This is a genomic window from Paenibacillus luteus (genome assembly GCF_006542765.1).
GTDB classification, from domain to species: Bacteria; Bacillota; Bacilli; order Paenibacillales; family Paenibacillaceae; genus Pristimantibacillus; species Pristimantibacillus luteus.
The window spans coordinates 46,799-69,324 of sequence record NZ_SKCD01000008.1; the positions used below are offsets into that span (position 1 = coordinate 46,799).

Sequence of the window (22,526 nt, forward strand, 5' to 3'; positions counted from 1 at the left end):
TTTGAGCGCCTGCAAACAGAAAAGTGGCTAACGAGCAGCCACTTTTCTGTAAAGCTAATATTTGTTTGTGTTTTATTTCGCATATTCAACCGCGCGTGTTTCTCGAATAACCGTAACTTTAATATGTCCTGGGTAGTCGAGCTCGCTTTCGATTTTTTTCGTAATATCACGTGCAAGGCGGAAAGCTTCAGTATCATCGATTTTTTCTGGCTGCACCATGACGCGCACTTCGCGGCCAGCTTGAATCGCGTACGATTTTTCAACACCTTCAAACGATTCAGAGATATCTTCAAGCTTCTCCAGTCGTTTAATATACGTTTCAAGCGTTTCACGGCGGGCTCCTGGACGTGCTGCCGACAAGGCGTCAGCCGCTCCTACGAGCATCGCAATAACGGAAGTGGCTTCCGTATCACCGTGATGGGAAGCAATACTGTTAATAACAACAGGATGCTCCTTGTATTTCTTAGCAAGCTCAACGCCGATCTCAACGTGTGAGCCTTCCACTTCGTGGTCTAGCGCCTTACCGATATCATGCAGCAATCCTGCGCGCCTTGCCAAAGTTACATCCTGGCCAAGCTCTGCTGCCATCAATCCAGTCAAGTAAGCAACTTCCATGGAGTGCTTCAATACATTCTGGCCATAACTTGTACGATATTTCAATCGACCTAAAATCTTGATTAAATCCGGATGCAAGCTGTGAACGCCAACCTCGAAAGTTGCTTGCTCACCGTATTCACGGATGCGCTCGTCCACTTCCTTACGGGATTTTTCAACCATTTCTTCAATTCTTGCAGGGTGGATACGACCGTCAGCCACAAGCTTTTCTAAAGAAGTGCGGGCAATTTCGCGTCTTATCGGGTCGAAACCAGATAAAATGACCGCTTCCGGTGTATCGTCAATAATAAGATCGATACCAGTCAATGTTTCCAAAGCACGGATATTTCGGCCTTCACGCCCAATGATACGGCCCTTCATTTCCTCATTTGGCAAAGTAACAACGGAAACCGTTGTCTCAGCCACATGATCAGCCGCACAGCGCTGGATCGCAAGTGATATAATATCACGGGCTTTCTTATCGGCCTCTTCTTTCGCTTGCTGCTCGATCTCTTTAATCATTTGTGCTGTTTCATGTCGTACTTCCTGCTCAACATTGGATAAAATGATCGATTTTGCATCTTCCGTTGTCAGACTCGATATCCGCTCCAATTCACTAAGCTGCTGCTTGTAAATGGAATCGATCTGCTCTTGCGTTTCTTCGATCCGTTTTTCTTTATTGGCAACAGTTTCTTCTTTGCGTTCTAGCGCTTCTAACTTTTTATCCAGCGACTCCTCTTTTTGGAGCAAACGTCTTTCCTGACGTTGAGCTTCGTTGCGTCGTTCACGAATGTCTCTCTCGGCTTCGGAACGAAGTTTGTGGACTTCATCTTTTGCCTCTAGCACGGTTTCTTTCTTCTGAGCCTCTGCTTCTTTTTTCGCATTTTCTACGATTACAATAGCAGCTTGCTCAGCGCTTGAAATTTTAGCCTCGGCAATCGACTTTCGAATAAAATAACCAATCCCAAAGAAAATTGCGCCAACAAAGAGACAGATCAAGATCCAAATGACCTCACTAGGCATCTTGTTCACCTCCTTGTTGCATACACCAAGGCATTGCTTGGGATGATATTAGGTTTTCAACCGGCTTCAAACCGTTTCAACATTTACTAATTTGACGAAAATAATCGTTTTGAATCAACTTTTGGAAGGAAAATTGATTCAAGATTGAAGGAATACAACCTCATTTTATCTTTTCATAAAATCAATTGTCAAGCAAAAGCCCATCATCTTCCTCGAATGCTTCCTCTTCCCCAGTCAGATCGATCGACTTGATCGCTTCCTTCACGATATCACTCGAGAACCCTCTACGCATTAAATAGCCCATGAGCTTGCGCTTGCGCTCGAACGGTTCGCCTTTTATGGAACGCCATTTCTTCTCGGCAGCCTTCTTCGCTGACAATAATTCAACCTCGTGGTCCAAAGCATCTGTCGCTTCGGCTGCGGCTTCTTTCGACACACCTCGCATTTGCAGTTCCTGCTTGATAAAGCGCCGCCCTTTGGAGCTGTTCTTCAGCCGGCTTGTTGCAAATTGACGTGCATATTGTTCATCATCCACAATATGCTCTCTTTCTAAACGGTCTAGCGCATATTGAATATTGTCAGGTTCAAACATTTTGCGATTTAAATACTGCTCAATTTGTTTTCTTGTTCTTGGTTTTGGTCCTAAATAGGCTATTGCTAGCACATAAGCTCGGTATCTTTCGTCTTCCGTACGTATTTCTTCGATTTGAACCTCCGTTAAGACTTGCCCTTTTGTCAGCCGAAACCGTACGAGCATATCTTCATGCACGGAAAGCGTCGGTTCTTCTGACTCAGCAAAAAGATGGTATAGCTTCCGTTCCTTCTTGTCCTGTCGAACAGACAAGATCATCCATTCTTCCGCATTGCTTGACTCGCTGTGGGGCACACCTTACATCCTCTCTAAACACAGCTTCGCCGTCCCTAACAGGACGGCGAAGCATCGGCAGATATACTATTAGACCACTTTATTCCAAATCTTCGAATTCTTCATCGTCTTCTTCCTCAGCCTTGAAGTTAGCCTGAGTTGCAGATGCAGACAGATTGCTAGCATCACGAATTTGTTTCTCGATTACCTCAGCAACATCCTTATGATCCTTTAAGTATTGCTTGGCGTTCTCACGGCCTTGGCCGAGACGCTCGCCGTTATAAGAGAACCATGCACCGCTCTTCTGTACGATATCCAGCTCCACGCCGATATCCACAAGCGTACCTTCTCTGGAAATTCCTTCGCCGTACATAATGTCAATCTCCGCTTGTTTGAAAGGAGGAGCGACTTTATTCTTAACAACTTTGATACGAGTACGGTTACCGACCATATCGTTCCCTTGCTTCAGTGTCTCGATCCGACGCACATCAAGACGTACGCTGGAATAGAACTTCAAAGCGCGTCCCCCTGGCGTTGTCTCCGGGTTACCGAACATTACGCCTACCTTCTCACGCAATTGGTTGATGAAAACTGCAATGGTTTTCGATTTGCTGATTGCTCCTGAGAGTTTGCGCAAAGCTTGTGACATCAACCGTGCTTGAAGACCTACGTGGGAATCCCCCATATCGCCTTCAATTTCAGCTTTCGGCACAAGGGCAGCAACGGAGTCAATAACAACGATATCTACCGCACCGCTTCGTACAAGAGCTTCAGCGATTTCCAAAGCTTGTTCTCCCGTATCCGGCTGCGAAAGCAATAATTCATCAATGTTAACGCCAAGCTTGCTTGCGTAAAGAGGATCTAGTGCATGCTCTGCATCGATGAAGGCAGCTTGTCCGCCAATTCGTTGAACTTCTGCAATCGCATGCAGCGCAACCGTCGTTTTACCTGAAGATTCCGGTCCATATATTTCAATAACACGTCCACGCGGAAAACCGCCTATTCCCAATGCAATATCTAGAGCAAGCGAACCGCTAGGCACGGTTTCTACCTGCATGTGTGTGGATTCTCCCAATTTCATGATGGAGCCTTTACCAAATTGCTTCTCAATTTGACGCAAAGCCATTTCTAGTGCAGCGCGACGATCCGACAAGAAACTCACATCCTTCTTTGTTTATAATGTAATGATACCTTTTTTCTGACGGGTTGACAAGCATTTTTTCGAACATACATTCGCCTTTTAGCTTCGCCCCCTCAAATGGACATAAAAAAACCGCAGCAAAGTATTCTTCGCCACGGTTCTTCCGATAACTAATTTTTATTATAGCGGCCTGTCCCGCAATTGACAAACATTATTTCTGCCGCAGTTAGCAGCATCAGCAGTCCCGACCTTATGCCGTTGACTCGCCTACTCTCGCTCTTAGCGTGCCTGCAATGCTAGCCACAAACGGTAAAAAGCAGATTTAACTGCTCGTAGCCTGATCATATTTCTTCCGCCGCTAAGGTTCAGCGTATGAACGACCGTAGGCTTGCCTCTTTCTGCAAGACCCATGTAAACAAGACCAACAGGCTTGCCCTCGGATTCCGCTGGACCTGCAACGCCCGTCAGCGAAATACCGAAATCCGCATTGCAAATATCTCGTACTCGTTCCGCCATCAGTGCAGCAGTAGTATCGCTAATCGCTCCTGGTGCACCCTCGCCTTCCAACTGTGTTAACGGAATGCTAAGCAATTGATGCTTCATATGATTGGTATAGGTAATTACCCCTCCTACATACTCCCCACTGCTCCCAGGAACGCTCGTAACAAGTTCCCCTAACAAACCCCCACTTAAGCTCTCAGCGCTTGCCAGCTTGCGCCCAGAGGCTCTGAGCAGGTGGATGACCGCTTCCTCGATGGGGATATCCTGCTGCGAGTACATAAATTCGCCGACTCTCTCGCTGATTTTCAATACCGTCTCGTCAATCTTCCGATCGGCCTCCAGCATACTTGATGCTTTGGTCGATACACGGATAGCCACCTCCCCCTCTTTGGCGTAAGGAGCGATCGTAGGATCTACCTGACCATCTATTAGATCAAGCAGCTTTGCCTCAAGGTTTGATTCGCCTATACCCGCAAATTTCAGCAGCCGTGAGTAAAGAGGCTCTGATTCCCCGAGCACGGAGCGAAGCCACACTTCTGCAGCACCGTCCATCATTGGCTTCATCTCGCGAGGTGGGCCAGGCAGCAGCAAATAGAGAGTTCCATCGACAGATAACCCGTTACCAACTGCTAAGCCAGTCGTATTCTCAAGCGGCTCGCCGCCCTCAATCATCAGTGCCTGGCGCCGATTGCTTTCAACCATATGAATGCCGCGCGAGCTGAACATCTGCTCGATTTGCGCCATGGAAGGTTCATGAATTAGCAGCTTGCGATTTAAATAACCTGCGAGTACATCCTTGGTAAGATCATCCTGCGTTGGTCCAAGTCCCCCAGTGAATACGAGAAGATCCGCACGGCTCCGCCCAATCTCAATGGCTTGCTGCAACCTCTCAGGGTTATCCCCGACCACCGTTTGGAAATAAACGTCGATGCCTAGTCCTGCAAGCTTCTGCGATAAAAACTGCGCATTTGTATTGACGATTTGACCTAGAAGCAGCTCAGTTCCGACTGCAATAATTTCCGCTTTCATCTGTTTAGTTCCTTTCTTGGTACGAGAATGCAGGCATCCGGAGCCTGATATGCAAAAGCATCTCCCCGCGATGCGGAAAGATGCTTCGAGTTATTCCACCGGAATCAAATGCTTGTTCTTCAAAAAATAATCAATGCCAGAGTAAACCGTAATTGCTGCGGCTACCCAGCTTGCTACCACATCAAACGGGAAATCAATGAAATTGAAAGGGAAATTGTTGATCAGCAGAGCAATGATCATTGTAATCTGGATCGCAGTCTTCCATTTGCCCCATGTGCTCGCAGCCATAACAGAACCTTCCAAGAGTGCAATTTGGCGGAGGCCAGTAACTGCAAATTCGCGGCTAATGATAACGATCGCAATCAAAGCATTCAGCTTGTCCATTTCCACAAGCGAAATAAGCACTGCGGCAACAAGAAGCTTATCCGCCAACGGATCTAGCAGTTTGCCGAGGTTCGTTACGATTTTGTTCTTACGTGCAATATATCCGTCTAATCCGTCTGTGCTTGCCGCCACAATAAAGATGAGTGCCGCTGCGATTTGATTGTATGTAATGGAGAAGTCTGAGATGGTAAACGACCCCAAATCCATCTTAATTAGCAGGAAAAACATAATAACCGGCACCAAAAATATTCTGGCTAGTGTAATGCGGTTCGCCAGATTCACGCATTTCCCTCCTTAGCTAAATCGATCTCATAGGTGTGCGTAACGCGAACCCTCTGTTCGTAAGTCAAAGCTGCCGTTGCCACCACAGGCAGAGCACATACCAAGCTGCCATGAATGACTAAAATCTTACTTTCTCTCATCTATGTATCCCCCAGATCCTTCCGTGAAGCTGTTTAATCCAGTATAATACATGCTCAATACACGTGTCAAAAGCAGCTAAAACCTCAAGATTGACCTGTACTTTCACGAAAACGAAAAGCTTCGTTTCTCGGTAACCGCTGAAACGAAGCCTCATTATTATGACCGATAATTCGTAAATTGAAGTTCAACGGGCAATTCGGCTTCTCTAAGCAGCTTCATGACCGCTTGCAAATCATCGAGACTTTTACCCGATACACGAATCTGATCGCCTTGAATCAAGCTCTTCACCTTAAGCTTGGAATCACGAATTAGAATATTGATTTTTTTTGAAACATCTTGTTCGATCCCTTGTCTAAGCTTAATGCGCTGGCGAACCGTATTACCAGAAGCGCCTTCTATTTTCCCGTAATCCAGATTTTTGATCGGAACCCCGCGCTTAACCATTTTGGACAATAGAATATCAAGTACACTCTTTAGCTTATAATCATCCTCGGAAGCGACGACTAGTTCTTCCTTCTCTAGTGCAATAGAGCTTTTGCTGCCTTTAAAATCAAAGCGGGTCTCAATTTCTCTCTCCGCTTGTTTAATTGCATTGGCAAGTTCTTGCATATCCACCTTGGATACAATATCAAATGCATTTTCTGAAGCCATTTTAAAACCTCTCCTTTGTTACAAAAATCATTATTCTTGTTTTGTCGTGTCATTATTGGCAGGCGCTTCAGTAGCCCCGCCTTCCGTAGACGTGTTGCCACCCACAGGGGTTAGCAGCAGCTTCTTGGAGCCGGCACGATCACCATCCGGTACAATCACGCCATTTACCGTAATTTCAGTCAAGTCCGCTCTGCCTACATTAATATAAATCGGACCCGTCAATTCATAGGATTCTACAACACCATCCTCGGCATTGGCGGAGTAAAGCTTTTCGCCCGTGTTGCTGCCAGAGCGAACTTCAAGCCAGCTTCTTCCTCCAACGACCTTCACTTCGACCTTATGCGTGACGCCCGCAGGACCGATATCATATTGGTCTGCCTTGCCAACTTTACTCCCGAAAGTAACGGTTGTAGGTGCTTCAGTTGGTGGCGGAGTCGCAGTTGGCTCGTTGCTTGGCGTGTTTCCATTGCCAGTCTCCGTCCCATTTCCAGCATTCTCAACGGGTGGCTCCGATGCATCGGTAATTTTAGTCGTTTCATCCAATTGTTTAGAGTCTCCATTGTCCTTATTGATCACATACACCCAAAGGACAACGACAATTAGAATAAGAAAGGACCACATCACCACGTTGAACCCGATTTTCCCAAGCCTCTCCGAAGATTGCGATTTAACCCGGCGAGGCGCTCTTACGACGAGCGGCTCCGCAATTTGCTCAACCGGCGCCGCAGGCACCTCATGCTGATACAAACGAAGCACTTCATCTGGATCGAGTCCAACCGCTTCTGAGTAATTTTTCACAAATGCCCGTACATAAAAAGGACCAGGCAAAACCGTGTGGTCTCCACTTTCAATCGCTTCCAAGTACCGTTTTCTAATTTTAGTCGTTTCTTGAATATCATCAAGCGTTAATCCACGCTGGTCTCTAGCCTTGCGAAGCAATTCACCTAAATCAGACATGAGACGGCCTCCTTCCGATTAGAAATCGTCTGTATAGTGTGCAGTAAATGATTCATACGATATTTCCTCATCTGGCGTATTGCGTAATTCAACAATAATGTCAAAATGGCTGTAATCGTAATTGGATTCTTTAATAAAAATATCCGGATGCTCGATCACTTTGGTAGACGGCATCGCCATAATTTCTTGAAGCAGACCATAGTGCTTCTCATTTGAGCGAATTGTGCTGACAATTCCATCGATGATAAAAATATTATTTGGCTGCATTTCATCCTCAGATAGCTGACTTCTAACCGTCTGCCTCAGTAAGGTTGAGGAAACGAATGTCCAGCGCTTATTGGAACATACGCTGCCTGCGATGATAGATTCAGTTTTGCCCACACGCGGCATCCCTCTTAGTCCTATAACCTGATTTCCATCCCGTTTAAACACTTCACCCAAAAAATCGACCAAAATTCCAAGCTCGTCTCTTGTAAATCGGAACGTCTTGCGATCATCCGAATCGCGCTCGATATAACGTCCGTGGCGAACGGCTAAAATATCAACAATGGTAGGTGTTCTAAGCTTGTTTACAGTAATATTATCAACCTTTTGAAGCATTTTGCCAAGCAATTCGATTTTCTCGTCATCATCCGTCTGAAGGAGCATGCCCCGAGTCCTATCTTCAACGCCGTTAATCGTCATAATGTTAACTTCGAGCATCCCTAATAATGAGGCAATATCCCCAAGCAAACCAGGTCGATTCTTATGTATCTTGTATTCCATGTACCACTGTTTCGACTCCAAAGCTGTCACCGTCCTAAACCTTGTCATATAGAAGTATGTAAATGATGAAGAAGCGTCATGAAACATAATTCTACAATTTCCGTCATAATCCTGCAACCCAAAAAGAAACATTGCAGAAAAGCCTCCTGATGGGAGGCTCTCCTGCTTCTGTTCATTTGACGAAATGGCCCATGTACGCGGAGTGAACTATGATTTTTCGACGATCTTCACCATAAGGCAAGCGAGCGTTCTGCGCTCAGCTTCGTCGCCGGCATCCCATAGCTGTTTCAACACGCGTTCTTCCTCATTTTTCGGATCGACCTTCTCATCGAGAAAGGTTCCGATCTCGTAAGCCAAGGAAACAATCGTTTCATCCGTCATTCCGATCTTTTTTGCCTGCGATACACGTTCAGCCAAAAAATGCTTCCATGTTGCAAAATTAGAAAGGACAGTTGACATGCTCCTTCGCCTCCTAAAGGTATAGAAAAGAATCATCAACGGTCTTATGATGTGTCATTGTCTTTCTAATTATGCAGGAAGGTTGTCCGAAATGGCGGCTGAGGCATTTAGGTATGCCAACCTCCATTAGGACTTATGATTTGTCCAGTAATGTATGAGGACTCAGGCAGCGCTAAAAAATAAACGAGCGAAGCGATTTCGTCCGTGGAGCCGAAGCGACCCACCGGAATTTCCTGCTGTATCGCCGCCTTCTCCTCCGCGTTGAACCCGTCCATCATTTCGGTCTCTACTGCACCTGGGGCAACTGCGTTAACTGTAACGCCTGTCGGCGCCAGCTCCTTGGCCAGCGCCTTTGTGAAAGCGTTCATACCGCCTTTGGTTGTAGAATAAAGCACCTCGCAGGATGCACCCGACATTCCCCAAATGGAGGATACATTAATAATTCGTCCATAGCGCTGAGAGATCATATTGGGCATGAAGAGTTGCGAACACAAAAACATCCCCTTCAAATTGACCGCCATGACATCGTCCCACTCTTCTTCGGTCACGTCCATCAGCATGCCGTAATGAGAAATCCCTCCGTTATTGACTAGGATATCCGGCAGCATCTGATGGCTCTCGAGCTTCTCGCGCATTCTCTCCAGCTGTTCTTTGGAGCGCAGATCCGCAGATATCGTAAGAACATTGGCTCCAAGAGCCATGCAGGTACGAGCCGTCTCATTAGCTGTCTCATGAGAGTGCAAATAATGAATGACTATATTGACTCCTTCAGCCGCGAAACGTTTAGCAATGGCTGCTCCGATTCCACGGCCTCCCCCAGTAATCAATACAGTCATTTGCTGCAGCGTCTTCATTTTGAAGGCTGTTCCACGATGGATACAGCTAATTGGCCAAAATCAAAATGCTCACGCAAACGCTCGTTGATCTCATCAAGCGTACACTTCTCATAATAATCGAGCACATCGAACATATTGCTATCCCGGAACCGGTATCTTGTAAATTCACCCGCAATCGCCTCTGGGGAGTTTAGCATGCGCAAGTATCCACCGATTTTTTTTCTTTTGGCTCTCTCGAAAGCGGCAGGTTCAATTCCGTGCTCTATTACCGCTTCTACAGCGGATTGTATTTGCTTGATTAGCTCATCAGGATTTGGCGTATCACCACCAATAACCGAAAACGCATATCCTGTGCTGGAGTTGTATTCATGGCCAAACGAGTCGGAAATCAAATCCTTCTCATACAGCTCCTGATAGAGCTTCGAGCTAGATCCAATTAAAGACTCCAGCATCAGCTTGGTCGTGATTTCCTGACGGAGAAGATCATCGCCAGTTAAACCGACTTTTTTCTCTTTGAAGCCAAGCATGCATTTCGGCAACGAGACAGAAAGCTCGGTTACCTTACGCTTGATTTTCACCGTGTCTGGTTCCTTGTCAAAAAAACGTTCAATCGGGCCTTGCGGCTCAAACGATTTACTGTTTTGATTGTCACGTACAAGCTGGAATACCTCTTCCGCCTTTACGCCGCCTACAACGAACAAAATCATATTTGAAGGATGATAAAACGTTTCATAGCAACGGTAGAGTGTTTCTTTATCGATTTGCCATATGGATTCAACCGTTCCCGCAATATCAATATGAACGGGGTGCTCATGATACAACGCGTCAATCAGTCCGAAATAAACTCTCCAATCAGGATTATCTCGGTACATATTGATCTCTTGCTCAATTATCCCTTTTTCTTTTTCGACATTCGCATCGGTGAAATAGGGATTTTGGACAAAATTAATGAGTGTTTCCAAATTGGTGTTTATCTGCTCCGTTGCGGAAAACAAATAGACCGTTCTATCAAAGCTTGTGAACGCATTAGCCGATGCTCCTTGGGAGGCAAAGGTTGCAAATATGTCGCCCGTAGGCTCTTCGAACATTTTATGCTCCAAAAAATGGGCAATTCCGTCAGGCACCTTAGTTGGTTCCTGATCACCTACAGAGAAGCGGTTATCAACAGAACCATATTTGGTTGAAAAGGTCGCATAGGTTTTATTAAAGCCTTCCTTCGGAAGCACGATAACCTCAAGCCCATTATCAAGCACTTCACGATACAAGGTCTCCTGTACATTTGGATAGCTGAGCGTTTCCATCGGCTATGCCTCCTTTCGATCGCGCAAGAAGTAGATCGTATCGAGCTGCACGCCTTTGGCGACGTTAACGATATCTTCCGCGGTAACAGCCTGGACCTGCTCAAGCAGTTGCTGAGCACTTCGCTCTTTACCGGTCAACACGCTGTTGAAATCGTAAGCGATCATTTCGTAGGCGGAATCCTGCAGCTCTCGCAAGTGATTGGTTATCATCGCTTTGGTTTGGTTCAGCTCAAGCTCCGATAGCTGTCCTTGGCGCATACTCTCCAACTGCTCCTCAATGATCGTAACTGCACGCTCGTAATTGGCAAACTCAATTCCCGATTGTATGGTACATAGACCCTTGTGGCCATCCAGGCGCGAGGCTGCGTAATAAGCCAGGCTCTCCTTCTCCCGTACGTTTAGAAACAGCTTGGAATGAGGATATCCGCCCAATATACCATTGTACATGAGGGCAGCAGGGTAAGCATCATCATCGTAGCCTACATTTGTTCGTAGACCCATATTAAGCTTACCTTGGCTGATCTCCATCCGTTCGGTTACTTTCTTCACTTCTTGAACAGCATGTCGGACATCGGGCACCGTATAAGATGAAGGTGAACCTTCTTTTATTTGAAAGGCTTCCGTAACAAGACGGGTAACCTCTTCCAAACTCGTATCTCCAACGACGTAAAGATCCAGAGCGGCGTTCTCCAGCCATTGCTCGTAATTCTCAAAAAGTGATGCCGGAGTAATAGCTTCAATATCAGCCAGCTTTCCTAACGGATGGAGACGATAAGGCTCATCTGCGCACATTTCTTCCAGACACCGCTCTGCTGCATAGCGAATCTTATCATTGACAATCGCTTCAAGGCGTTTCCTCAGCGTCGTTTTCTCTGCATCCACATATTTCTGAAAGAAAGCCTTGTTGTTTAAAAGAGGATCAGTAACGACATCGCCCAAAAAATGAAGCGATTCAGCCAGCAGTGAAGTGTTAGAAGAAACAAACTCGTCATTGATGACATCCATGCGGAATTGGACTATCTGCGAATCGCCCCTTTTATATACGTCAAAGCCAAAACCTGCGCCATATAAATCATCTAGCTTCTCGCGGAATGCAATCGTCTCTGGTAAATTCGCTGTGCCTCTTCTCAGAACGAACGGAATGAGCGCTACCGGCGTTACCGTTGCTTCATCAAGTGTAAGTCCCGCAAATAAGGATATAGCAAACGTTTTGAATCGTTTTGTAGGCAGTACATGCAAACGGATTCGCTGCAGCTGCCCTCTTTCGAATTGGGTCACTCGGCTTGCTCCTTCCATCAGCGTGTTATAGAGTAAATCTATTCCAATTAGCAAATCTCTATTCCATTCTAACCTAGACCAAATGGAAGAAGCAACCGCTGCTGCACTTGGCAGTAACGGCTGCTTCCTTTCGTAAAAAGCCTTATAGTTACATACAAAATATGTGTTTGCCAATCGTTTTGATTTGCGTCCGCGTCCAGATCCATTTGGAGGTTGCAGTGTCCGGATTAAAATAGTAAATGCAGCCGCCTGAAGGATCCCAACCATTAATAGCATCCTCCACAGCCTCTCTGGCTTTCGCGTTTGGCGTTAGCCAAATCTGCCCGTCAGCTACTGCCGTAAAGGCACCTGGCTGAAAAATGACACCATAGATCGTATTGGGAAAGCTTTGAGATTTCAAACGATTGATAATAACGGCTGCTACAGCCACCTGACCCTCGTAAGGTTCACCGCGGGACTCGCCATAGACTGCATTTGCCATCATTTTCAAATCATTTTCCGTCAATCCCAGACGATTAGACTTTGCGATGTCTGTTTTATTTCCAGTTGAGCTATCGTTCTCTTTCCCGCTCGATCCGGAATTTGAAGCAGGAGTCGTAGTTGCAGCTGTTGGCTTCCAGGTTTTTGTAGCTTCCCACAACTTAAGCTTTGTCTTCGAGCCAGCTACACCATCCGATTTTAGTCCGAATTTCCACTGAAACCACGATACAGCACCTTTCGTTGCAGCTCCAAACTTCCCATCTACATTCCCGTTAAAATAACCGAGATGCTTAAGTCTTCCTTGCAATTCATACACATCCTGACCTGATGATCCTACCGTTAAGGTAGCATTGCTGAACGTTTCTGTTGCCTCGTTATGCTCTCCACGGAGCAAGGAAAAGGAGCCGAACAACAGCAGCACGATAATCGAGGTCAATAGTATCAAACGATTTCTCATGTTGGGATCTGCCTTTCTCATGCAAGTTAGTTCGCTTAAGGTAGCGTTACCTAACTTTAGTATGAGAAATTCGCCCCGCTTCTATGCACAATATTCCGCTATCTGCTAACTACGGAAATTACGAGCTTGCTCGGCCTGCCTGAAATTCATCCATCGTTATTAGCACTTCCCGAGGCTTGCTGCCTTCATACGGACCAACGATAGATCGGGCCTCCATTTGGTCAATCAATCGGGCTGCCCTCGTATAACCGATTCGCATTCGACGCTGCAGCAGGGAAACGGAAGCCTGCTTTGCATCTAATATAATTTGAACGGCTTGATCATACAGCTCATCTACCGCTTCATTTCCATCAGTTGTCTCTTCCTCAAGCTCAGGCACAAGATCCTCTTTATATTCAGCTTCCGCTTGGCCGCGAGAGTAATTGACCAGCGTCTCTACCTCCTGGTCAGAGAGGAAAGCACCTTGTACCCTTATGGGCTTAGACATTCCTACCGGCAAGAACAACATATCGCCGCGTCCAAGCAGTTTTTCCGCCCCCACCATGTCCAAGATTGTCCGCGAATCTACCTGCGATGATACGCCAAACGCGATACGGGATGGAATATTAGCTTTAATGACACCCGTAATAACATCAACTGATGGGCGCTGCGTTGCGATAATCAGATGGATTCCTGCGGCACGCGCCATTTGCGCAAGCCTTGCAATAGAATCCTCAACATCATTAGCGGCAACCATCATCAAATCCGCAAGCTCGTCCACGATGACCACGATGTAAGGCAAAACCGCTGCCGGATTGTCTGCCATCAAGGTATTATAGCCCTCGATATTTCTCGTTGCTGATTTAGAGAAAAGCTCATAGCGGCTTTCCATCTCAACTACAATCTTCTTCAGCGCCAGCGAGGCACGCTTAGGGTTGGTGACAACTGGAGCGAGCAAATGAGGAATTCCGTTGTATACATTCAATTCAACCATTTTCGGATCGATCATCAGAAATTTAACTTCCTCTGGCGTTGCCTTGTATAAAATGCTCGTAATAATTCCGTTAATACATACTGACTTTCCTGAACCTGTTGCTCCAGCTACAAGCAAATGGGGCATTTTTGCCAGATTCCCTACTATGGTTTGACCGGAGATATCTCTTCCGAATGCGATCGATAATTTGGACGTTGCATTTTGGAAAGTGGCCGTCTCCATAACCTCCCGCATCGTCACGACGGAAACCTCCATATTCGGCACTTCAATTCCAATCGCCGACTTACCCGGTATTGGCGCTTCCATTCGTATATCCTTGGCGGCGAGAGCAAGAGCGATATCATCCGTTAAGCCGACGATACGGCTAACCTTTACGCCTGTAGCAGGCTGTACCTCGTAACGGGTTACAGCAGGTCCTCGGACCACGTCAAGCACCTTAGCACGTACGCCAAAGCTCTCCAGCGTCGCTTCCAGCTTTCTGCGCGAGTCGTACATATCCGAAGCATCTGCGTTTTTACCTATTAAGCTAGGTTTAGTAAGCAAGGAGAACGGCGGCAGCAAGTATGGCTTGGCGGTGTTTTCCTCGATGTCAGCTATCGGCCGTTTAGGCGCAGACTGAATCAAGCTTTCTTCCATTAACAATGCTTCAGAGCCCTCGGCAGCGATTTCTGGCAAGTCCATGGATTCATCCGAATCCAAATCTTCCTCTTGATCATCTGATATTGTATCATCAACAGATACCTCGTCCCTTATCAGATCGCTTGGCACATTTTCACCGTAAGCTTCCCTCCAAGGCTCATCCGTTTGAGGCGGATTTAACCCTTGATCGGTAATTAATCCATCCCCGGTATTTTCCCATGGTGCAGTATGATCTTGCATTACATCTATATCGTTGCTATCGTTATGTATCTCTTCGTTCAGCTTCTCCCATGGCGGTTCTAGATCATTTTGCCAAGCTGGCTTAGTTCCCGCGGAGCTTCCAGCAATATCCGGCTCAAAAACCCATTCATCCGGTTCATCATCCGGTTTGACTTGCTGCTCGCGCTGGTTATCTTGTCTCCATGAGTAAAACAACGATCGTTTCTTCTTAGAAGGGGATGCCACATAGCCTTCGTGATCATCATCATCAATGGTGTCATCGTCATCTGAGCCCGCTGTGCTTGCATTTGCATTTGCAAAAGCTGCAGCCGCAGCTCTTTGAGATGCCCTTTTCTCCCATTTCACCCCAAGGAGCTTGAACATACGGACCGCACGCGTACTAAGTAATCTACCTAGCTCTACGTAGGATTTACCGGTCATCAGCATGATTGAAATAGCAAACATTACAAACATAATGAGCTTTGCACCATAATAGCCGAATAAGGAAAACAGCAAGGAATATTGAATAGCACCAACATATCCACCGCTAATCTCTTTATCACGAATAGGCAAATCATTTTCGGCGGGAACGCTGATTAAAGATAATTGCAAATCACTGCTCAATTGTCTAAAAATAAGCGTTCCCGTCAAATCTGTCGTTGGACTCAGCTTGTGTTCAATCTCGGATATTGAGCTCATTAGTGTAAAAGCCAGTACGAGGATAAGCATGCCAGTTCGCCGGTTTGTCCATCCCCTAGGCCAAGCTCTCTTCACCATTACAATAAGCCCAACAACAATGCCAATGATAGCCAGCACAAAATAAAATTTGCCTAGCACAAGACCGAAGAGCTTAGATAACGAACGCCCGACGGCCGCCTCTCCCGAAAGCGCGATAATTGAAATGGTAATCAGCAGTATGCCATATACTTCGTATTTTAAATTAGTTCCAATTGATTTTTTTCTTCTCTTTTTCTTGGCCAATTTCGTCACCTCTGGTAAAAGATTATACCATAGGTGGACAAATGTGCCTATGAGACATTCGTACGAACATCCGTTTGCACTTTATTTGTAATGCACAATCATCCCAGGCATGAGATTTGGGTTTAAATAATCGTTCAGGCTGCAATCAATTAAACGTACAATTTTCCCCATTCCGGGTGCAAGTGGCGTTACTTGCATCCTTACTCCGCTGGACCAAACCTCCTGTATTTGCACGGACTCATCATTTAAGCCCTCAAACACCAGCTCAAGGGGCATATTCGTATATATCGTCATACGCTGTTCACCGCTATTCTACCTGCTTTCGAAGAATCAATCCTTCGATTTAATTCTTTCAGCGCTTCACCTAGACCGCCTACCGCATCAATTAATCCATGCTTTACAGCATCAGAGCCAATCACCGTCGTCCCAATATCCCGGGTGAGCTCGCCCGTCTTAAACATGAGCTCTTTAAAGGTGTGCTCCGTGACATTCGAGTGGGAGGTCACGAAACGGACAACGCGCTCCTGCATCTTGTCCAAATATTCAAAGGTTTGCGGTACACCGATGACTAATCCGTTTAATCGGATCGGATGTATCGTCATTGTCGCTGTCTCTGCAATAAACGACATGTCACCCGCAACTGCAATTGGTACACCAATCGAATGCCCTCCGCCAAGGACAAGCGTTACGGTTGGCTTGGAAAGAGACGAAATCATTTCTGCAATGGCAAGTCCCGCTTCCACGTCGCCGCCAACCGTATTAAGGATAATGAAGACACCTTCGATTTTATGGTTTTGTTCTGCGGCAACCAGTTGTGGAATAAGATGCTCATATTTGGTCGTCTTATTTTGCGGAGGCAATACCAGATGTCCCTCCACCTGACCAATAATTGTCATGCAAAATATATTGGATTCCGTCAGTGCAGGTGCGCTCGTCTGACCAAGCTGTTGGATCGTTTCGACAACAGCATTCATCTTTCTTTTCTCATCCACATTCGGTTCCGGCTGTTCTGAGGTAACATCCATTTTTGTATTCCAATACATGTACAGTCCCCCTCTTAATGAAATATTGCTCGTCATAGTATGAGGTCTAACGCCGAATTTATACAAAAACGGTCATAAGCTGCCATGGCCTTGCACAAAAAAAGAATCGCTTGCATCCGCCGCGGCAATGGCGGGATGGGCAAGCGATTCTCGATAAGCTTTGTTAGCTTGTTTATACTTCCATAATGATTGGCAAAATCATTGGGCGACGTCTGGTTTGCTCGTACAAAAAGCGTCCAAGCGCATCCTTAACGTTCGTTTTGAGCGATGCCCATTCATTTACTTTATCATTCATTAAGCGAGTTAACGTTGATGTTACAATTCGGTTAGCTTCATCAAGCAAACCTTCAGATTCACGAACATACACGAATCCACGAGAAATAATGTCTGGACCCGATAAAATTGCTCCGTCTTGCTTGCTTAACGTAACGACAACTACCAATATGCCGTCCTGTGACAACAGCTTACGGTCACGAAGTACGATATTACCAACATCACCGACGCCTAAGCCATCAATCAATACGTTGCCAGCTTGTACTTTCGAGCCCTTGCGGCCAGCGCCGTTTTGGAACTCGACAGTGTCACCATTATCGATGACGAATATATTTTCACGTTCGATTCCAATCGCTTCACCCAGCTTCGCATGTTGACGAAGCATACGGTATTCACCATGAATTGGAATGAAATATTTTGGTTTGATCAGGTTCAGCATAAGCTTCAATTCTTCTTGGCTACCATGTCCAGAAACGTGTACTCCGGATACAGAACCATTTCCATAGATAACGTTTGCGCCCAAGCGGAACAGTTCATCAACCGTACGGCCTACGTAACGCTCGTTACCTGGAATTGGCGTTGCGGCAATAATGACCGTATCGCCAGGCAAAATGTCAACTTTGCGGTGTGTCGAACGCGCCATGCGTGTAAGTGCCGACATCGGTTCGCCTTGACTGCCTGTACACAAAATGACAACACGATCGGCAGCTAATTTATTTACTTCTTCCGGCTCAATAATCATGCCTTCAGGGATATTCAAGTAACCAAGGTCAGATGCAATGCCAACCACGTTTACCATGCTGCGGCCTACAACAGCTATTTTGCGGCGTGTTGCGATGGCTGCATTGATGATTTGTTGAATCCGGTGTACATTTGAAGCGAATGTCGCAACAACCACGCGCTGGGATGATTTACGGAAAATATCCTCAAGATTGTCGCCAACTTGTGCTTCCGATGGCGTATAGCCAGGACGCTCAGCATTTGTACTGTCTGATAGAAGAGCCAGAACGCCTCGTTTACCAATTTCTGCAATGCGCTGCAAGTCAGCGAATTGTTCATTAACCGGAGTATGGTCGAACTTAAAGTCTCCTGTGTGGACGACCGTGCCTTCCGGCGTATCGAGGCTAACCCCAACGGAATCCGGGATACTGTGGTTCGTTCTGAAGAAGGAAGCGCGAATCGTTCCTAATTGAATTTCGCTGTCTGCATTGATGAGAATACGTTTGGTTTCCCCAAGCAAGCCCGCTTCCTTCAATTTACCTTCAATGAGTCCAAGTGTAAGTTTGGTAGCATAGAGTGGAACGTTCAAGCTTTTCAGTACGTATGGCAATCCGCCAATATGATCCTCATGTCCGTGCGTAATAATAATTCCGCGAACCTTATCGCGATTTTCTGTTAAATACGAAATATCCGGAATTACGATATCAATGCCGAGCATGTCCTCTTCTGGAAACTTCAAGCCCGAATCTACAACAACAATGTCATTGTTATACTGGATGACGTACATATTTTTTCCGATTTCGCCTACTCCGCCTAGTGCAAAAATGAGCAGTTTATCTTGGTTGTTCTTCTTAGACAAGTGTATCTTTCCTCCTTAAAATTTTGCGAAGCAATAGCTGCTTCGTAAGCATCTTCTTAGATTTGGTGAAGCAATAAGCGCTTCGCTAACATTTTAGAAACGGTGATCATGTGTTGTGTTCTTGGCCAAACTTATTGAAATAGTGAACCTATTCGGTCCCTTAAGTCTTGTCTACCTATGGAAAAGCAAAATTCGCTTAAGACTGCTCCATTTTGTGTTGAGATGCCGAACTATTTTCAAGTATGTCTTTGTTTCGTCAGATGCCGCTCTGACGTTAAGTTCATTTCCAAATATTTGCCGCACCCAGTCACTTGAACTCATTATACATGAAGAAAAAGCTGGAATACAAGTGAAACCCGATAAAGCTGTTATCCCCTATGCTACCCAAAAAAATAAAACCGATGCTGGACGCACCGGCTGCAGGCAACAAAAACGTCTATTTAAGCGAGTAAATTGCGTAAGAATGCGGCTTCTGCCTCGTTCACTGTAACCAGCGGAAGTCTAACTCCGCCCACTGGCAAATCTTTTAGGCCAAGTGCATATTTTACTGCGACTGGATTAGGAACCGGATGCGGACAATAAAACAACCCTTTGAAAATTGGAAATATTCGTCCATTGATCAAAGCAGCTTCCTTCACATTCCCACTGACATAGGCTTCAATCAACTCTTTCATTTCTGCACCGATAATATGGCTTGCAACACTAATAATGCCGTAGCCTCCCACAGCTAGTGCTGGCAGTGTTGCGCCGTCATCTCCGCTATAAACTTTAAAGTCTGCGGGAGCACCGCTCACAATTTGTATGAGCTGTTCAATGGAAGCACAATCCTTCGTCGCTACAACATTATCGATTTGCGCCAAACGAAGCGTTGTTTCTACAGAGATGTTCACGCCAGTGCGACCTTCTACGTTATATAAAATAACCGGCAGCGCTGTTGCCTCTGCCACAGCCTTAAAGTGCTGGAATAATCCCTCTTGGCTCGGACGATTGTAATACGGCGCTACAAGCAGAATGCCGTCAACGCCGGCAGCCTCCGCTTCTTGCGTCAAATGGATGGAATGGGCCGTGTTGTTGCTGCCCGTACCGGCAATAATCTTGCAACGTCCATTCGCATGCTTGACAGAAAATCGGAACAGCTCCAGCTTCTCTTCATCAGACAGCGTCGGCGATTCGCCCGTAGTGCCTGAAACGACAAGACTATCGCTTTGCTGTTCCTCAATTAAATAATCAATCAATCGGCCTGTCGTTTGCCAATCAATCTGACCGTCCGCATCGAATGGGGTTACCATCGCGGTAATTAATCTTCCAAATTCCATCTGAATTCCTCCTATAAGTGTTGCTCTCTATCGATGAAGCTCGAACTTCGCATGCAGAGAGCGAAGTGCCTTCGCCATATCTGCTTCTCGTACAAGCACCCAAATCGTTGTATTAGAATCAGCGGATTGCATAATTGAAATCCCTTGCTCCGTCAGCGCTTCCACGATGCGCGCCATAACGCCAGGTTCTCCGTTCATTCCTCCGCCAATTACGGATACTTTGGCACAGCCATTAATGGCAGCCGGTGAAAAACCGCAATCCTTCAATACCTGAACGGCACGCTCAGCATCCCGATCGAATACAGTATAAATTGCGCCGCTAGGCGTTACATTAATAAAATCAACACTAATATGATGTTTTGCCATGGATTGAAACACCTGCAGCTGCACATCATTTCGGCCTTCTATCGCCTTTACCGATATTTGTGTTATACCGGATACATGGGCAATGCCCGTTACATGACGATCTTTAACAATTAGCTCTGCTCTAAGCTCGGCCGAATCCGTTACCAAAGTGCCTGTCTCGGTTGAAAAGGTCGAGCGGACACGAAGCGGTACACGGGCTTGCTGAGCAATTTCCACGGCACGTGGATGAATCACTTTAGCGCCTTGCCTAGCCATATTGCAAATCTCGGCATAGCTAACGACAGGCAGCGGCTTCGCTTGCTCAACAATTCGTGGATCAGCTGTCAAAATGCCGTTTACATCGGTGTAGATGTCTACCATCTCGGCGCGCAGCGCAGCGCCTAATGCCGTAGCTGATGTATCACTGCCACCGCGACCAAGCGTGGTTGTTTCACCTTGCGCTGTGCTTCCTTGAAATCCAGTAACAATGACGACTGAGCCTGTACGCAAATATCTGAGTACCTTATCTGGAACAACCTCTTTAATTCGGGCTTGCCCATATTGTTCGTCAGTAATAATGCCCGCCTGTCCGCCGGTTAAAACGACAGAAGGAATACCGTTTGCTAGAGCCAAGCTGCATAAAGCGGCTGCGGAAATTAATTCTCCGCAGCCTAGCAGCATATCCCGCTCACGCATCGGCAGGCTGTCCCCGTTATCTCGAATGAGCTGCAAAAGGGTATCCGTTGCGTAAGGGTCACCCTTGCGGCCCATTGCTGAAACAACGACAACAACAGCAAAGCCATTACCGCGTTCTCTGCTAATGTGATGGATAACATGTTCTCTGGCGTGATCGGTAGATAAAGAGGTGCCCCCGAATTTTTGAATCAGGATGCGCATGAACTTATCCTCCAAGATCGATCCAGAAAGAAGCTGCAAATTACCCTATCTTAATACATTAACCTTTTGCGATGTGTTCTGCGATTTGTACGGCATTCCATGCTGCGCCTTTGAGCAGGTTATCGGATACTATCCACATATTAAGTCCGCGCTCGAGACCGAGATCGCGTCTTAAGCGACCAACAAATACGTCCGGCATGCCGGCAGCGTCAGTCGCAAGAGGGTATTGCTGGTTTGCTGGGTCGTCAACGAGTGTAACACCCGGTGCATCTGCCAGCAGCTGCTTAACCTCTTCCAAATCGTAGTCGTTTTTAAGCTCTACATATAAAGATTCGGAATGACCGTAAATGACAGGAATGCGTACGCAAGTAGCTGTCACCTCAATAGACTCGTCATCCATAATTTTTTTCGTTTCATTAACCATCTTCATTTCCTCAAGCGTATAGCCATTCTCTTGGAACTTGTCGATTTGTGGAATCGCATTGAATGCGATTTGATGCTTGACCGGCAATGATCCAACAGGCAATATGGAGGGCTTTATATCCTCGCCATTCAAAGAAGCTTGCGTCTGACGCAGCATTTCATCAATAGCTAGGCTTCCAGCACCTGATACAGCTTGGTAAGTGGAAACAATGATGCGCGAGATGCCAAACCGGTCTTGAAGCGGCTTAAGCGCTGTAACCATTTGAATGGTAGAACAGTTTGGATTAGCGATAATGCCCTTATGTTCGCTAATCTTCTCTATATTCACCTCTGGAACGACAAGCGGCGTATTAATGTCCATGCGATATGCATTGGTGTTGTCGATACAAACGGCACCGTGCTCCACGGCGTGGGGAGCAAGAGATTTCGACACATCGCCGCCTGCGCTAAACAAAGCAATCTCAATACCTTTAAAGCTATCCGGAGTAGCTTCCTGAACCGTAAGCTCTTCGCCTTTAAACGTTATTTTGGTGCCTGCTGAACGCGCAGAAGATAATAGCTTAAGTTTGTTAATAGGAAAGTTTCGGGACTCGAGTAATTTTAATATTTGTTCCCCTACTGCGCCTGTTGCTCCTACTACAGCAACATTAAACAATTTCTGTTGCGACATTTGTTGTCGTCTCCCCCTTTGTGA

General features: G+C 46.2%; 21 protein-coding genes. All 21 read right to left on the reverse strand.

Annotation, left to right across the window (positions count from 1 at the left end; genetic code table 11):
* Positions 1-72: 72 nt before the first annotated feature.
* The 21 genes from rny to E0496_RS05990 all read right to left on the reverse strand — a co-directional run bounded on the left by rny (position 73) and on the right by E0496_RS05990 (position 22,502).
* The gene (rny, locus tag E0496_RS05895; protein ID WP_139998475.1) at positions 73-1,617 is read right to left on the reverse strand and encodes a ribonuclease Y; all 1,545 of its coding nucleotides are present in this window, start codon (positions 1,615-1,617) and stop codon (positions 73-75) included.
* A 181-nt stretch (positions 1,618-1,798) separates the two neighbouring features.
* The gene (locus E0496_RS05900; protein WP_241674612.1) at positions 1,799-2,503 is read right to left on the reverse strand and encodes a RecX family transcriptional regulator; all 705 of its coding nucleotides are present in this window, start codon (positions 2,501-2,503) and stop codon (positions 1,799-1,801) included.
* Positions 2,504-2,582: 79 nt separating this feature from the next.
* Positions 2,583-3,635 (reverse strand): recombinase RecA, encoded by a 1,053-nt coding sequence (gene recA / locus E0496_RS05905; RefSeq protein WP_139998473.1) that lies wholly within the window; start codon positions 3,633-3,635, stop codon positions 2,583-2,585.
* Positions 3,636-3,902: 267 nt separating this feature from the next.
* Positions 3,903-5,153: a competence/damage-inducible protein A gene (locus E0496_RS05910; protein ID WP_141500718.1), complete on the reverse strand. Its 1,251-nt coding sequence runs from the start codon at positions 5,151-5,153 to the stop codon at positions 3,903-3,905.
* Positions 5,154-5,243: 90 nt separating this feature from the next.
* Positions 5,244-5,819 carry a CDP-diacylglycerol--glycerol-3-phosphate 3-phosphatidyltransferase gene (pgsA, locus tag E0496_RS05915; protein ID WP_139998469.1) on the reverse strand — a complete coding sequence of 192 codons (576 nt, stop codon included), beginning with the start codon at positions 5,817-5,819 and terminating at the stop codon, positions 5,244-5,246.
* A complete protein-coding gene (locus E0496_RS35515) occupies positions 5,816-5,959 on the reverse strand; it encodes a hypothetical protein (protein WP_161601327.1) in 144 nt (47 codons plus the stop codon). Before E0496_RS35515 ends, pgsA begins: the two co-directional genes overlap by 4 nt.
* Before the next feature lie 157 nt (positions 5,960-6,116).
* The gene (locus E0496_RS05920; RefSeq protein ID WP_139998467.1) at positions 6,117-6,611 is read right to left on the reverse strand and encodes a YajQ family cyclic di-GMP-binding protein; all 495 of its coding nucleotides are present in this window, start codon (positions 6,609-6,611) and stop codon (positions 6,117-6,119) included.
* A gap of 30 nt (positions 6,612-6,641) precedes the next feature.
* Positions 6,642-7,568, reverse strand: coding sequence for a helix-turn-helix domain-containing protein (locus tag E0496_RS05925; RefSeq protein WP_141500719.1), 927 nt, complete (start codon positions 7,566-7,568; stop codon positions 6,642-6,644).
* Between the two features lie 18 nt (positions 7,569-7,586).
* Positions 7,587-8,333, reverse strand: a complete 747-nt coding sequence (locus E0496_RS05930) for a DUF3388 domain-containing protein (RefSeq protein WP_421923302.1) — start codon at positions 8,331-8,333, stop codon at positions 7,587-7,589.
* 207 nt (positions 8,334-8,540) lie between these two features.
* Positions 8,541-8,792, reverse strand: a complete 252-nt coding sequence (locus E0496_RS05935) for a DUF3243 domain-containing protein (protein ID WP_141500720.1) — start codon at positions 8,790-8,792, stop codon at positions 8,541-8,543.
* A 107-nt stretch (positions 8,793-8,899) separates the two neighbouring features.
* Positions 8,900-9,646, reverse strand: a complete 747-nt coding sequence (gene ymfI, locus E0496_RS05940) for an elongation factor P 5-aminopentanone reductase (protein ID WP_141500721.1) — start codon at positions 9,644-9,646, stop codon at positions 8,900-8,902.
* Complete coding sequence (yfmH, locus tag E0496_RS05945; RefSeq protein ID WP_141500722.1) at positions 9,643-10,929, reverse strand: EF-P 5-aminopentanol modification-associated protein YfmH; 1,287 nt, start codon at positions 10,927-10,929, stop codon at positions 9,643-9,645. The genes ymfI and yfmH overlap by 4 nt, the downstream gene beginning before the upstream one ends.
* A gap of 3 nt (positions 10,930-10,932) precedes the next feature.
* A complete protein-coding gene (gene yfmF, locus E0496_RS05950) occupies positions 10,933-12,225 on the reverse strand; it encodes an EF-P 5-aminopentanol modification-associated protein YfmF (protein WP_141500822.1) in 1,293 nt (430 codons plus the stop codon).
* A 130-nt stretch (positions 12,226-12,355) separates the two neighbouring features.
* Entirely contained in the window at positions 12,356-13,144 is a 789-nt protein-coding gene (gene sleB, locus E0496_RS05955) for a spore cortex-lytic enzyme (RefSeq protein ID WP_141500723.1), read from the reverse strand.
* 118 nt (positions 13,145-13,262) lie between these two features.
* Complete coding sequence (locus E0496_RS05960) at positions 13,263-15,956, reverse strand: FtsK/SpoIIIE family DNA translocase (protein WP_141500724.1); 2,694 nt, start codon at positions 15,954-15,956, stop codon at positions 13,263-13,265.
* Between the two features lie 81 nt (positions 15,957-16,037).
* Positions 16,038-16,250 (reverse strand): YlzJ-like family protein, encoded by a 213-nt coding sequence (locus tag E0496_RS05965; RefSeq protein WP_141500725.1) that lies wholly within the window; start codon positions 16,248-16,250, stop codon positions 16,038-16,040.
* Positions 16,247-16,981, reverse strand: coding sequence for a ClpP family protease (locus tag E0496_RS05970; RefSeq protein WP_141500823.1), 735 nt, complete (start codon positions 16,979-16,981; stop codon positions 16,247-16,249). Before E0496_RS05970 ends, E0496_RS05965 begins: the two co-directional genes overlap by 4 nt.
* 190 nt (positions 16,982-17,171) lie before the next feature.
* Positions 17,172-18,851 carry a ribonuclease J gene (locus E0496_RS05975; protein WP_139998450.1) on the reverse strand — a complete coding sequence of 560 codons (1,680 nt, stop codon included), beginning with the start codon at positions 18,849-18,851 and terminating at the stop codon, positions 17,172-17,174.
* Positions 18,852-19,291: 440 nt separating this feature from the next.
* Positions 19,292-20,167 (reverse strand): 4-hydroxy-tetrahydrodipicolinate synthase, encoded by an 876-nt coding sequence (dapA, locus tag E0496_RS05980; protein ID WP_141500726.1) that lies wholly within the window; start codon positions 20,165-20,167, stop codon positions 19,292-19,294.
* 27 nt (positions 20,168-20,194) lie between these two features.
* The gene (gene dapG, locus E0496_RS05985; RefSeq protein ID WP_141500727.1) at positions 20,195-21,409 is read right to left on the reverse strand and encodes an aspartate kinase; all 1,215 of its coding nucleotides are present in this window, start codon (positions 21,407-21,409) and stop codon (positions 20,195-20,197) included.
* A 58-nt stretch (positions 21,410-21,467) separates the two neighbouring features.
* A complete protein-coding gene (locus E0496_RS05990; protein WP_141500728.1) occupies positions 21,468-22,502 on the reverse strand; it encodes an aspartate-semialdehyde dehydrogenase in 1,035 nt (344 codons plus the stop codon).
* Between the last annotated feature and the right edge of the window lie 24 nt (positions 22,503-22,526).

What these genes read in the sequence shown, in the direction of transcription:
- rny (WP_139998475.1), bottom strand. Translation starts at nt 1,617, where the DNA reads ATGCCTAGTGAGGTCATTTGGATCTTGATCTGTCTCTTTGTTGGCGCA.
- E0496_RS05910 (WP_141500718.1), bottom strand. Translation starts at nt 5,153, where the DNA reads ATGAAAGCGGAAATTATTGCAGTCGGAACTGAGCTGCTTCTAGGTCAA.
- E0496_RS35515 (WP_161601327.1), bottom strand. Translation starts at nt 5,959, where the DNA reads ATGAGAGAAAGTAAGATTTTAGTCATTCATGGCAGCTTGGTATGTGCT.
- E0496_RS05920 (WP_139998467.1), bottom strand. Translation starts at nt 6,611, where the DNA reads ATGGCTTCAGAAAATGCATTTGATATTGTATCCAAGGTGGATATGCAA.
- E0496_RS05925 (WP_141500719.1), bottom strand. Translation starts at nt 7,568, where the DNA reads ATGTCTGATTTAGGTGAATTGCTTCGCAAGGCTAGAGACCAGCGTGGA.
- E0496_RS05930 (WP_421923302.1), bottom strand. Translation starts at nt 8,333, where the DNA reads ATGGAATACAAGATACATAAGAATCGACCTGGTTTGCTTGGGGATATT.
- E0496_RS05935 (WP_141500720.1), bottom strand. Translation starts at nt 8,792, where the DNA reads ATGTCAACTGTCCTTTCTAATTTTGCAACATGGAAGCATTTTTTGGCT.
- ymfI (WP_141500721.1), bottom strand. Translation starts at nt 9,646, where the DNA reads ATGAAGACGCTGCAGCAAATGACTGTATTGATTACTGGGGGAGGCCGT.
- yfmH (WP_141500722.1), bottom strand. Translation starts at nt 10,929, where the DNA reads ATGGAAACGCTCAGCTATCCAAATGTACAGGAGACCTTGTATCGTGAA.
- yfmF (WP_141500822.1), bottom strand. Translation starts at nt 12,225, where the DNA reads ATGGAAGGAGCAAGCCGAGTGACCCAATTCGAAAGAGGGCAGCTGCAG.
- sleB (WP_141500723.1), bottom strand. Translation starts at nt 13,144, where the DNA reads ATGAGAAATCGTTTGATACTATTGACCTCGATTATCGTGCTGCTGTTG.
- E0496_RS05965 (WP_141500725.1), bottom strand. Translation starts at nt 16,250, where the DNA reads ATGACGATATATACGAATATGCCCCTTGAGCTGGTGTTTGAGGGCTTA.
- E0496_RS05970 (WP_141500823.1), bottom strand. Translation starts at nt 16,981, where the DNA reads ATGGATGTTACCTCAGAACAGCCGGAACCGAATGTGGATGAGAAAAGA.
- dapA (WP_141500726.1), bottom strand. Translation starts at nt 20,167, where the DNA reads ATGGAATTTGGAAGATTAATTACCGCGATGGTAACCCCATTCGATGCG.
- dapG (WP_141500727.1), bottom strand. Translation starts at nt 21,409, where the DNA reads ATGCGCATCCTGATTCAAAAATTCGGGGGCACCTCTTTATCTACCGAT.
- E0496_RS05990 (WP_141500728.1), bottom strand. Translation starts at nt 22,502, where the DNA reads ATGTCGCAACAGAAATTGTTTAATGTTGCTGTAGTAGGAGCAACAGGC.